Origin of the sequence: Grimontia celer, from assembly GCF_900055185.1 — a bacterium.
GTDB lineage: Bacteria > Pseudomonadota > Gammaproteobacteria > Enterobacterales > Vibrionaceae > Enterovibrio > Enterovibrio celer.
Window position 1 is genome coordinate 475,583 of the sequence record NZ_FIZX01000002.1, and the last position, 12,907, is coordinate 488,489.

General features: G+C 46.2%; 10 protein-coding genes. 6 read left to right on the top strand and 4 right to left on the bottom strand.

Translation table 11 applies throughout. The features are described from left to right. Positions 1–89: 89 nt before the first annotated feature. Positions 90–956: a helix-turn-helix domain-containing protein gene (locus GCE9029_RS12310; protein ID WP_062663547.1), complete on the bottom strand. Its 867-nt coding sequence runs from the start codon at positions 954–956 to the stop codon at positions 90–92. A 160-nt stretch (positions 957–1,116) separates the two neighbouring features. Between GCE9029_RS12310 and GCE9029_RS12315 the strand changes: the two genes are divergently transcribed. Beyond that, the gene (locus GCE9029_RS12315; protein WP_062663548.1) at positions 1,117–1,887 is read left to right on the top strand and encodes an alpha/beta hydrolase family protein; all 771 of its coding nucleotides are present in this window, start codon (positions 1,117–1,119) and stop codon (positions 1,885–1,887) included. A 34-nt stretch (positions 1,888–1,921) separates the two neighbouring features. After that, entirely contained in the window at positions 1,922–2,515 is a 594-nt protein-coding gene (locus GCE9029_RS12320) for a pentapeptide repeat-containing protein (protein ID WP_062663549.1), read from the top strand. Between the two features lie 94 nt (positions 2,516–2,609). Here the strand turns inward: GCE9029_RS12320 and GCE9029_RS12325 are convergent, their stop codons facing one another. After that, positions 2,610–4,961, bottom strand: a complete 2,352-nt coding sequence (locus GCE9029_RS12325; RefSeq protein ID WP_082804346.1) for a ricin-type beta-trefoil lectin domain protein — start codon at positions 4,959–4,961, stop codon at positions 2,610–2,612. 363 nt (positions 4,962–5,324) lie between these two features. Next, positions 5,325–6,557 (bottom strand): DEAD/DEAH box helicase, encoded by a 1,233-nt coding sequence (locus GCE9029_RS12330; RefSeq protein WP_062663551.1) that lies wholly within the window; start codon positions 6,555–6,557, stop codon positions 5,325–5,327. A gap of 468 nt (positions 6,558–7,025) precedes the next feature. On the opposite strand from GCE9029_RS12330, the gene GCE9029_RS12335 reads away from it, so the two are divergent. The 4 genes from GCE9029_RS12335 to GCE9029_RS12350 all read left to right on the top strand — a co-directional run bounded on the left by GCE9029_RS12335 (position 7,026) and on the right by GCE9029_RS12350 (position 11,977). After that, the gene (locus GCE9029_RS12335; protein ID WP_062663552.1) at positions 7,026–8,495 is read left to right on the top strand and encodes a glutamate-cysteine ligase family protein; all 1,470 of its coding nucleotides are present in this window, start codon (positions 7,026–7,028) and stop codon (positions 8,493–8,495) included. A 58-nt stretch (positions 8,496–8,553) separates the two neighbouring features. Further along, positions 8,554–9,564: a M14 family metallopeptidase gene (locus tag GCE9029_RS12340; RefSeq protein WP_062663553.1), complete on the top strand. Its 1,011-nt coding sequence runs from the start codon at positions 8,554–8,556 to the stop codon at positions 9,562–9,564. A gap of 537 nt (positions 9,565–10,101) precedes the next feature. Beyond that, positions 10,102–11,040, top strand: coding sequence for a class I SAM-dependent methyltransferase (locus GCE9029_RS12345; protein WP_062663554.1), 939 nt, complete (start codon positions 10,102–10,104; stop codon positions 11,038–11,040). Between the two features lie 214 nt (positions 11,041–11,254). After that, positions 11,255–11,977, top strand: coding sequence for a hypothetical protein (locus tag GCE9029_RS12350; protein ID WP_157487812.1), 723 nt, complete (start codon positions 11,255–11,257; stop codon positions 11,975–11,977). A gap of 45 nt (positions 11,978–12,022) precedes the next feature. Here GCE9029_RS12350 and GCE9029_RS12355 read toward each other — a convergent pair whose 3' ends face one another. Further along, on the bottom strand, positions 12,023–12,808 hold the full coding sequence (locus GCE9029_RS12355; protein WP_157487813.1) for a class I SAM-dependent DNA methyltransferase: 786 nt from the start codon (positions 12,806–12,808) through the stop codon (positions 12,023–12,025). Between the last annotated feature and the right edge of the window lie 99 nt (positions 12,809–12,907).

Below are 12,907 nucleotides of genomic sequence, written 5' to 3' on the forward strand. Positions count from 1 at the left end.
AAATCGGGCAGAGTGGAAATAGGCAGAAAAATGGTCAATATCGAACCGATGTAAACTGAGTTCACTGCAAGCCTTTTATGCATCAATGGTTATCGATAGTGATTTCTGAACTTGCTAGGCGTGAGGCCCGTTTCCTTTTTGAAGTATTTAACGAAATTGCTTGGGTCTTCGAACCCGAAGTCATAGGCGAGTTGTTGAGAGGTGATTTTGCTCACCACCAACCGCCGTTTGATTTCTGTAATGGTGAAGGCATCAATCATTTGTTTGGCGGTCAGAGACGTGGAAGCCTTACAAACCTGGTTGAGGGTTTTATAGGTAGTCGCAAGTTGGTCTGCATACCAGTTTGCATCGCGCGTACGTTCAAAATGTTCCTGTAGGAGCTCGATAAAACGTGAGATAAGGCGACTTTGCGAAGGAGAAAGGTTGTCGACTTCCCCGACAGTTTTCAAACGTCGATGAAGCAAGGTCAGCGCCGAGAATAAATACATCACGATCAATGGGTCACCACCTTCACAGGTAAGCTCGGCGATCATTTCATTCAGCAATGAAAATGTGCGTTGACGGTTTTCTTCATCGAGTTCAAAGGCTGGTGAATATTGGCTGTTGAGGTGTGTGGGCGTGAAACTGGGTAGCCTCATGTTGGCGTGGACCGCATCCAGATATTCCTGTGTGAATATCAGTATTTTTCCTTCCGGCTTATTCGATAAATCAAACGCTGTCACTTGGTCACGCTGAACGCTGATGACGGTACCAGGTTTGAAATCATATTCCTCAAAATCGACCATCTGCTTACCTTCACCTTTTTCGAAGATCACTGTCATGAAAAACGAAAGACGGTGTGGCGCTTCTGGATGATGATTTTTGAATTCCCGAGTATAGAGTTGGGAGAGTTCAATGATCTCTACATCGGGCAAGGCAGCATCGCGCTGCTTAAAGTCGATCAGTGGAATTGCCATGTGCGTCGCGAAAATTAGGAAAAAGATGAAATCATTCTAGCCCAATGTGAAGCCAAAGCGTGACTAAGTGATTGACTATGAAATAAATTGAATGCCGAACGAGATGTACATCGTAAAAGGAAAACGGTGGCCTGTCCCCCTTCTTTCAAGGAACTTTTGCTTGGAACTTAAAATAGATAAACGCAGAACCATTGTCGATATTCACGAGAATGGTGTGCGTGCTCATCCTTGTCTGGTTGTGGCAATTCATGGCGACAGTCCTTTTGGCGCGGTGAGCTATCAAAATCAGTTTGCGAAAGCCATCGCCAAGCGTGCCAGTAATGTCGTTTCTGTTGGGTTATTGAGACCGGGGTTCAAGGACGATTTGGGGAGAAAATCTGGCAGTTGGAAAGGCTTCTGTGTTGGTGATAACTACAACCGTAAACGTATCGATCACATTGTCTCAGCCATCCAAACGCTCAAAGATCTTTATAGTCCTTCCAAGATCATCATCTGTGGCCATTCTGGAGGCGCAGCGATAACAGGAAAAATCATCGCGTATTATCCGAGCCTTGCTGATATAGCTGTGATGGTTTCCTGTCCTGCGGATATTAACCGTTGGCGGAAAGACATGTATGAACAACATCGCAATCCTCTGTTTTGGGGCAATCTTCGGGTAACGTCTCCGATGGCGCTGGTGGACAGGATCGATGCTAAGACAGGTATTCATCTGATTTGCGGCAAAGAAGACGATGTCACCCAGCCCTATCTGACTGAAGACTACGCGAAAGCCTTGAATCAGAATGGCAAGAAAGTGCAGACCGACGTTATTCCCGGTGGTCATGACATTTTTCTGGATGAGTTTGTAATTGATAAAGTGGTCGTAAAAGTGAATTCGATGCTTAGTCAGAGCAAGAATGCTCAGGCAATAGAGGCGGATTGTCAGGCATAATGCTGTCTATAGACCGTATTTGGGAACAACGATAATGATTGAAAGTGGCGAAAGTTATTATGACGAGCTGTTCGCGAAGAAAGACCTGCAAGGCGAATCGTTCACGGGCATAGAGTTTGAGGAGTGTCGCTTTGAAGAATGCGACTTCTCTGATGCTATTTTCAAAAACTGTAAATTCATCAATTGTGAGTTTGCACGCTGTAATCTGAGTTTGATGAACCTGTCCGGCTCACGTCTTTTTACGGTGCAATTTGAAGAATGTAAGTTGGTGGGCGTGGACTGGAGCAAGGCCGACTGGCCTTCTTACCATGTTGATTTCGAACTCAGGTTCAAGCAGTGCATTTTGAATGATGCTTCGTTTTTTGGGTTGACGCTGCACGAGCTCAAACTCGAAGAGTGTAAGTTACATGAAGTGGATTTCCGGGAAGGGGACTTCCAGCAATCTTCGATGACATACTGCGATTTTACCCATGCCCAGTTTATGCGCACCAATCTGCAAGAGGTCGATTTCACTGAATCGACAGACTACGCCATCAATGTATTAGAAAATCAGCTCAAAGGTGCTAAGTTCTCTCGCTACGAAGCGCTTAACCTGCTGGAAAGTCTGGGTATTGAGTTGGTGGACTGAACAATAAAGACGTTGCGTGAATGCAGTGCATCCGAACCACGCGAAGAGAAGTTTCTTGAGGGCCGAGCCGCATAGCGACTCGGCTTTTTTAAAACTAGCGATAAACGCGAAGCCATTGGGCGTTTTCCAGCGCCTTCTGCGGATCACCGAGAACAACATTAGAAGACGCCTGGTCACTGGTTGCGCTCACGCTGAGATTTGGGAAGCCTCTTACCTCCAGCACGTTATCGTTAAAGGAGAAATGACGATTCTGCGTAAAGAAGTCATTGCAGTTCCAAATCTTCACGTTGGTTCCTTGAGTTCTGTCGCCACCAATATCTAAGCATTGATTTCTATCCAGGCTAGAGCGCAGAAAATGATTCTGCTCATCATATATCCAGCGTTGAGCATTGGTGTTATTACAAGGGTAACTTTGCACGTTCGTGCCATTGAAGGTGAATCCACCTGCCACATCCAGGCACAAACCTGTTGCTTGATTCACAAGTGAAAACTCACCGCTTCGGCTGTGGTCTTCTGGGTAACCTCCGTGTGTCATTTGTCCAGGCAGGTAAACCACGCTTTCCTGACGTTCAAGTAAATTGTTCTTCAGGGCAGTTTGAAGCTCTTTAAGGGAAATGGCTTCATGGTCAGTGCTTTCGACAATGAGTGCGAAATGTACATCATCGTCCTGACGATCGAGATTAAGCATGATACCTGTCCCTTGCCCGGTAACAGAGATACCGTCTCCGAGGTCACCTTCTGTTAATCCTTTAACGATTCCCCAGTCGGTAACTAAAACAGCAGAAGAGGGATTCATATGTCCTGGAATGAACATTTCTGTAGGTTTTTGTAGCGCCTTGCCTTGCCATGTCATCAATGCAAAACGCGTGTCCGCGAACAATGGGCGGTCTTCATAAACGTCTGGCAAATCAACGCGCAAAATCGCCCAATCTAGCGGGTCATTCCATCTATCACGTACGATGGCATTGAAGTGAAACGCAATAAGATCACCCTGAACTTTTCGCGGATACAAACGCTCCACCAGTCTTTCATCGACGGTGTATTCCTGGCTGAAGTTGCGAATGACAGAGAAATCTTCGCCGTTCCAGGCATCCGTGGCACTCACAAACAAATCAGGGTTGTTGTGGATGTTCTCTTGGTGATTGTCATAGTTGTGGTCCCATTGCCAGTGTGTGCCTGACATCATGGTCGTATGGAAATCAACAAAACGGTCGGTTCCTGACTTACGGTCACTGATCTCCATGGCTTGATAGGTTGCATTGGACAGTCGATGGTTATCCGTGTGTCCAAAACCACCATTTGGCGCGCCAAATTCTGTCAGTATCACGGGAATTTCAAGGAAGTCTGACTCATTGCGTACGAAATCCAGATTTCTAAAATAGCTCGCATTTCGTGGGGTACTCAGGTCAAACGCTCTTCGGTTGCTGTCATAGTAGTGAGCCGAAAATACAAAACCTTCCCCTGGTGGCGTTTCCAGATAGCCGCCTCCTGTTTCTGATGTTGCGAGCGGAATAGGCGTATTCCAAAATACAAGAGGCTCGGCAAATACCCATTTATTTTCCCAACCTTCAAGCGTATTTAAACTAGTACGAACGCGCTGATAAAAAGGCCAAAGAAACTGGTTATCAAATTCTGCGTGGTTGTTAATACCTAATTCATGGATACCGCCATCTGATGGTTCATTAATTGGTTCGATTCCCAGCACATATTGAAATTCTTCTTCGGTCAGTTGATCTTTAATTGCCTCTGCTAAATGGGACATTTGCCAGAGAAATTCATCCTGTACTTTTCGTTCACCTGCGGTGGTATTTATTGAGCTGTTTAACCAAAAGTCTCTCTGTGCTGCGCGCGCGGTATCGTTGAAAATGAGATTGGCAAACCAACTTGATAAGCAATGAAAGGAACCGATAGCGCTGCATCCACTGCGCCCATGCCCACCACCACGAACAATCCACTCGGGCGCGCCATTACCTGTAATCCGGTCTGTTCTAATGAAGGTGTGGCGAGAGTATAGATCGGCGTGGAAGTCGACGATGACATACATATCGCGCTTTATCGCTTCCCGCATTTGGGCTATGACCTCGTCAACATAGTTTTGGTCGATATAATCCACTTCGGGATGCACACCTTCCCAAGCAACGGTAAATCGAACAACATTCGACCCTGTTTTGTTTCGCATTTGTTCAAAACTGAAAGCAGCGTCGTTCGCATTCACAAAAGGCTTAAAGCCAGTCCAATGTAATTTCACAGAACCTGAAACATTGAACCCTCTCAATATTGTTTCACGCCCATACTCGTCTCTAAATATGTGGCTGACTTCACCAGCGATATTCTTGGTGCTCAGGTTTAGATCATTTTGGTTAGTATCCTCTGTGGCTAATACGGAGCTATTCATTAAGCAAGACATACTCAACATTGCATAAACGGCGATAGGTTTCATATTCATCAATCCAACAGTGATTAAACACAAAATTAATGAATCAGAGGAAAATATTGGCTTCAAGCAGAAGAGGGTATTTTAGTTTTTTCGTCATACTTTTAGAAATATTGCTCAGTAGTAACAAACCCAAAATAACCAAATTGTCATGAGAGAAAACTGAGGAACATCGAAATACGCACTTATTGTAACAAGCGAGTTACATTCGATTAACGAAAGTGGATTGACAATGAATATGAAAATAAAGGCTTATGGACCGATCTGTTTATGCCTTTTTTCTATCAATGTCGTTTGGGGAACAGAAAAAGATCCGAGTGTAGGAAGGCACTCGGATTTATCGGTTTCAATAAATGTTCAGCCAGTGTGTGTTACCTAACGCTTTTTCGCTCCCGCTTTTTTCAACAACTGGCGCTTGAGGCGACGCTTCTCTCCACCGCGGCCCCCACGCTTTTCATGGTGCTCTTTATCTGCGTTGATATCCGGTTCGAAACCTGCCAGCCATTCCTGAGGGAGGCGTTGGTCAATCAGGGCTTCAATAGCGGTGAGCATGCCTTCTTCTTCACGGCTCACGAGCGATATCGCCATGCCAGATTTTCCCGCGCGACCGGTACGGCCGATTCGGTGAATATAGTCTTCCGCTTGGTGTGGCAGTTCGTAGTTGAAAACGGTATCCAGCGAGGGGATATCTAAGCCGCGCGCTGCTACATCGGTTGCTACCAACACACGCACAGTACCGTTTTTAAAGCCTTCCAATGCGCGGTTGCGTGCGCCTTGGGTTTTCTCTCCATGAATGGCTTCTGCAGCCAGCCCGTCGAGTTTGAGTTCGTTTGCCAGCGCTTCAGTACTTTGGCGGGTTTTAGCGAACACCAATACCTGCTGCAAGTTGCGGCTGCCAATCAGGTAGGAAAGTAGTTCGCGCTTACGTTTTCTGTCAACGGGATGTACCAACTGATTGACGGTTTCAGCTGTGCTGTTGGCGGTCGATACTTCGACTCGCACAGGGTCGTTAAGCAGGCGGTAAGCCAGATCCATGACCTGTTTTGGGTAGGTTGCGGAGAAAAAGAGTGTCTGGCGCTCTTTCGGCATTTTCTTCATCAGGCGCTTGATGTCTGAAATAAAGCCCATGTCGAGCATGCGATCTGCTTCATCGAGAACCAGCGCATCTAGGCTGCTCAGTTGCAAGGTACCAATATGAAGGTGATCGAGCAGGCGACCCGGCGTGCCGACAATGATCTCTGGCTTTTTCGCCAACTGATTTTTCTGAGGATTAATGTTCGCGCCGCCATACAGCGCCACACATTTCAGAGAGGTGTGCTGGCCATACTCTGCAACTTTGTCATACACCTGTTGTGCAAGCTCGCGTGTTGGCGTAACGATCAACACTCGCGCAGAACCTTTCACACCACGTTCCAGAAGCTGGTGAATCAGCGGCAGCGTAAAGGCGGCGGTTTTGCCTGTACCTGTTTGCGCTGCACCCATCACGTCTTTTCCTTCCAGCACTTTTGGAATCGCTTGCTGCTGGATATCCGTTGGCTCGCTATAACCAAGCTCGTTCAGCGTTTGCTGAAGCGTAGGATGAAGAAGTGAGAATACGTTGTCTGACATTGGTAAAAAGTTCCGCCATAAAGAAGGGGCGCGAGTGTATCAGATAGTCTGATTTCACGGAAATGCTGTGCATAATCTGCACTCGTATACTAGGGGCTGCTGACCTTTGGTGGTGATTTTTGCAGCAGTTTGTGGGGATTTTATGCAAGGCAGAGGCTTCGATGTGTAGCTGGCCTACATGAGAAGCTGATAACGCAGCAGAAAGTCCCCACAAACGCTGCCCGAAGGGTTCTGCTCTAAGCGTTTTATGCTTTGTTGAGGTGTATTTGCTTAGAATCACTAGGCGGCACACACCTCGCCGCGCCTAAAACGCTTATAGCTAGAACAAAATTTAACCACCAAAGGTCAGCAGCCCCTAGCTCAGGAATGCGAATATTGGCGTGATTGTCGACCCGGAAGTCGCTACTTGCCTGTAATGGCGGTGTTTTTGTTCTATGTTAAACATTGAAGTCAAGCGAGGGTGAGGCAGTGGGACAGAATATTAATAAAACCTCGTTTAGCGCCAGCGATCATGAGCAATTCGCCAAGCAGCTAAAGTCAGAACTGGACCAACTCGAAGGATTGTTGAACACGCCGGGTTGGGGAATAGGAAAGTGCACCTTGGGTGCCGAACTGGAGCTTTATCTTACCGACAAACATCATCGACCCGCACACTACAACCTCGATATTCTCGATAAAGCCTCAGACCCCCTAATGACGGCTGAAATCAATCGATTTAACGTTGAATACAATTGCCCTTACACCGAATTCAGCGGTTCTCCCTTCACCTTCCTCAAGCAGAAAATGGATGAACGACTGCAATCATTGCAGACCATTGCGCACAATGATGGCGTAGATGTCACACCTATCGGGATCTTGCCAACATTAAAAGATGGAGATTTTGGGCTGGCATCGATGACGGACTCTCCCCGTTATCATGCCCTCACCGATATTCTTTGCGAATCCCGTGGTGGACCTTTCCACATCCGTATTCACGGTGCAGAAAGCTTGGAAATTGACGCGGACGATTTAACTCTGGAAGGTGCCAATACCTCTTTCCAAGTGCACTATCGGGTTAAACCGAATGAGTTTGCTCAGTGGTACAACGGTATTCAGATTGCCACGATTTTCACCTTGGCGATGGCAGCGAACTCCCCAGTCTTCCTTCAGAAAAAACTCTGGCATGAAACCCGGGTACCATTATTTAAGCAGTCAATCGATAGCCGAAATCTTTGCGGCATGAGCTGGCACACGCCAGCGCGTGTTTCCTTTGGAAAAGGGTATGTGCGTAAAAGTGCCCTGGAATTGTTCAGACAAGGAGTCAGCCTTCAACCTGTGCTCTTGCCAGATTTGCCGGAAACCAAATGCCGGGAAGGCTGTGGCCCAAGGCTTGATGCACTTCGACTTCATCAGAGCACGATCTGGAGTTGGAACCGTGCTGTCTATGATGATGCAGATGGCGGTCATCTCCGCGTTGAGCTAAGGAGTTTGCCGGCAGGACCGACGACGATTGATATGGTGGCCAACGCCGCACTTTGCATTGGGTTGGCGCATGCACTTCAGAATGATCTCGACAGATTAATGGATAGGCTACCCTTTGAATTCGCGAAGTATAATTTCTACAGGGCTGCTCAGTATGGCGTAAACGCCAACATCCTTTGGGAATCAGAAAACGGCACCTTGCAGGAATACGCGCTTGTGGATGTGCTGGATAAGTTATTACCTCGAGTTGCTGATTCTTTGGTTGAACTGGGTGTTTCCAGAGTGGAGGCCGATATGCTGATGGTCGTGATTGAGCACCGTTTGGCAAAGCGTCAGAACGGGGCGAGTTGGCAGCTTTCGACCTTGGTTGAGCTTGAGAGAAAATATGGTCGGGAAGTTGCCCTGAACAAGATGTTCGCCTTGTATCAAAAGCAATATTTATCAGGAGAGCCTGTTTCACATTGGCCGGTTTTATGATGCAGTGGGTGCGAGGGGCAACAGACCCTAAGAATTTCACAAGGAGTGCAAGAAAGTCATGATGCTGCATGATGTTAGCTGGCCTAACGATGAAGATTTACGACGCGGATTGGTTGCCTGGTTGGATACACTGCCGGGATCCAGTTGGCTGACGTTGCCAGGCCGGGATCCTAAACGACATCGTGTAGTGGTGACTTTACTTCATGGGAATGAACCCTCGGGTGCCAAAGCGCTCTGGCATTTTGCGCAAAATCCACCAGAGTGTGCCGTGACGACACATTTCTGCCTAGCTAATGTGAAAGCCGCGCTGTATGACAAGCCATTTACCACTCGCCACTTTGCTGATAAGCCGGACATGAACCGTTGCTTTGGCAAAATGGGTGAGGATGACAGCTATGACATTGCGGCTGAAATCATGACACGAATCACTGCGCTGAAACCCGAGGCAGTTGTTGATCTTCATAATACATCCGGCACTAGCCCTTCATTTTCGGTTTCCACGATTGATGATGAAAAACATCAGCAGATAGCGTCGCTGTTTACTGAACGAATGCTTTGTACCAGCGTTCGTTTGGGGGCTCTGATGGAGCAAACCACTGACGAGTCACCGATCGTCACTGTCGAGTGCGGTGGGGCAGCTGATCATGCAGCTCATGAAGTGGCGAAAAATGGACTTCATCACTTCCTGACAGCCGACAATATCTTTGCCAATCATTCAGGCTTCTGGCCGTTAGATTTGCTCTACCACCCTGTACGGGTGCAGTTGAAAAAAGGACTGGAGCTTTGTTATCACGACCGAAAAGTCGACGATGCCGATCTGACACTTCCACCTGATATTGACCGACACAACTTTGGTTGGATGGCTGCAGACAGCATGATCGGCTGGCTCGGGGAAAAAGGGCTGGATGGGATGACCACTAACGATGGTGAAGGTGGTCATCCTATTGAATCACTCTTCTACGAACATGACGGTGAGCTTCGCTTAAAGCATGCTTCCAAGCTTTTCATGATCACTACCAAACACCACATCGCGCTCTCCGACTGCCTGTTTTACATGGTGGTTGATTAAGCCCGCCAACATTTTGTTTCATTGACTATTTTTAATTGCAATCAGGTGTAAGGTGTAATTAATACACCTGATCCGGGTTGTCATGTCATAATGAATTGCATAGCATTGAATGCATATCTGTGCATAGTGTCTTGATTGTCATTCAGTAGTTATTCCGCATAGAATATTGCCGTCAAGCCGATGCCATGAAATTGAAAGTTTTTCGTACAGAATGACAAGAAATAATTTTTTCTAAATTATGTTTTACTCATACTGTAAAGAAATACGGACTTTCAATTTAATTCTCTGTATTTGAAGGAAATAATATCTTATTTAATCAGTAAGATACATTCTGTTTGCAACTATTCCCCTTTACAGGATGGGAACTATTTAGTCTTTAAGTCCCAATTTTTCATTAAAGAATGATAATCCCTAGATCGGTTACCATAAAATCTATAAGGTTTATTACATAAAAATGAAATACTAAAAACTCAGATTTTTTAGACTTAGACAAAGGTTTAGACGCCTAGTTTTTGCAGTAAGGAATTGGGGCTAATAATGCTTCTGGATCAAAAAGAAGTTTTAGCACTGTTGCGCTGTCCGCGTAGCGGCGCTGAGCTTGATAAATTGGACGATCAAAACGCCAAGGTGGCGTCAAGCACGGGTGACATTCACTATGAAGTAGTGAATGGGTACCCGATTTTGTTGTGCTCTGAACGCTGTAAAGGACTGGGGTGGCAATTGTCATCCGATGCCTCTGCTGTACCACGAAACACCTATTCCGGCGCAATGAAAGTGATGAAGCGCCTGGTTTCTCCACCTTCCGGTGCGACGAAGAAGAATGTCGACACTTTGATCTCCACACTGTTTGAGGTACGCAGAAAGCCACGCGTGCTTATAGTAGGGGGAGGTACCATTGGTGAAGGCATGGACCGCTTTTACGAAGATGTGAATATCGAATTAGTTTCTTTTGATGTTTACGCGTCTCCAAACGTCCAATTCGTCGCTGATGCTCACTGTATTCCTCTGGGCGACAACAGTTTCGATGCCGTGATCATTCAGGCCGTGCTAGAGCATGTTATGGATCCGGGAATGGTCGTGTCCGAAATCCATCGTGTACTGAAACCCAATGGTCTGGTTTACGCGGAAACCCCATTTTTACAGCACGTTCATGAAGGTCCCTACGATTTCATGCGTTTTACAGAAAGTGGTCACCGTTTGTTATTTCGTCAGTTCAGTCTGGTTAAATCAGGGGTTTGTTCCGGGGCAGGTACTCAGTTGTTGTGGGCGCTAGAAGGTTTCTTTAGCGGACTTTTCCGCTCTCATTGGGCGGGGAAAGCAATCAAGCTTTCGCTGTTTTGGGTGATGCTGTTCGACCGTCTAATCCCTGAAAAGTACAATGTTGATGCGGCCAATGGCGTGTTTTTCCTTGGTGCCAAGTCTGAGTGTTCAATCGGCAATGCGGAGATAGTGGCTCATTACAAAGGTGCTCAATAAAAATTGCCATCAGAAAGAAAGCGCTTTCCTGGTGTATTGATATTGCAAAGTGTGCAGTAGCTCAGCTTTAAAGAACAAATTTGGGCTTGTTGTTTTTCTATTTATATTTCGTCTCGTTTTCAACGCAAATTCTCCGAAATACGGTCGATAGAATCGATGGGTATTTCGCTTGCGAAGGGCATTCTGCCCATGGATTGCAGTTGGAGAATGAAGTATGAAGTCGTATTTATTGGGCGTAAGTGTTGCACTATTTTCAGCAGGAAGCGGAGGTAGTAGCGGAGACGGAAACACAGTGGCCCAGCGTGCCAATTCTTCGGCTTGTTTTAATGAATCGCTTTACAGCGTTGGTACCGTGGTTAATGAAGTTAATGCCGTTATTTTCAACGGTGAATCATTATCAAATGATTCTGAAACCACAGAAGTGATTCAAAAAACGTCTTATCGTGGCTACAACGATGTCATTGAAGAGAGAATCACAAACGGCAGTGGTTCAGATAATCGCCTCTATATCCTTGTAGATCAGACAGAAAAAAATGTGACAACTCTAGGCCAGATTCTTGGCAGCGATGAAATTACTTATCGTCCCAACGGCTTTGTTCTGAATTACGATCTAGCTCTGGGTGAAAAGAAAACATTCTCCACTGTCACCGAATACGAAAACAATGCTCTGAGCAATACAACCGATTATTCTCTCGAGTATTTGCGAACGGAAAATATCACGGTTCCTGCAGGGACATTTGAAACTTGTGTACTTGAGTTTGTTGTAGATAACGTAAATTCGAGTGGAGACAGGCTTAAAGTGGTGTTTACGCAGTATATTGGCGTGGGAAATGGGTTAACCATACGGGAAGATTTTGTGTCAACTGCTGAAAATGGGGAAACCATGACAGGCTCAGACAAGCTTGTTTCTGCCACCATCAACGGCAATCCTATCTAAACCAAAAAGGCCGGATTCATCCGGCCTTTTCTATCATGATTTAGCTTATCGTTTAACACACACGAAAATGGCGTTGCCTGACGTGGTGTTCCACATCTCCAGCTTTTCGTAATCGTGTTCAAACACTGTGACTTCAAAGTATGGCTCAAGGAGTTCTTCAAGTTCTTTGAAGCTCACGGCAACCATAGGGTGGTCGTCATGCCATTCCTCGGTCACCTTGTCGGTGGTCTTTTCGATGCTCAGTTTCAGTGCTTGTCTGTCGCCTTCACCGGAATAGAACCAGCCTGACTTAAATGCAAACTCACTGCCTTCGTGTTGAACAATATGGCGCACGAAAGAGTTATTGTTGATCAGATTCTTCTCAACGGCGTTAAAGCAGAACACACCGCCGGGCTTAAGTGCTGCGTGAGCACTGCGAATACAAGCGCTGAGGTTTTCGATATTGCCACTGTAGTGGATTGAATAAAGAAAACAGGTGATGAGGTCATAAGGTGCATCCACCACAAACTCACACATATTCTGCAGCGAGAATTGTGCTTCCGGACAGCGCAGTTTCGCTTGATCCAACATAGGCTGGTTCAGATCAAGGCCATCGCTTGAGAAGCCGGTATCAATAAAATAGCGAATATGTGGGCCAGTACCACATGCCAGATCAAGATGACGTTTTCCTTGGTTACCAAACAGTTGATGAAGTCTGCGCACACAGTCACTTTGAGACTGATAGTTAATGTCTGCGCACATCAGATCGTAATAACCCGAGAGATCTGTATACAGCGCATTTGATGATGGAGTAATCACGTAAAACACACCGAAATGAAAAAGGTGGCGCATCCTACATCGGATTTCATTTTAGTGCGATATAAATCACATCATGAATTTGTGCTTAGGCTGGAAAGAAAAAACGCCAGCAATGGCTGGCGTTCTAAGAGA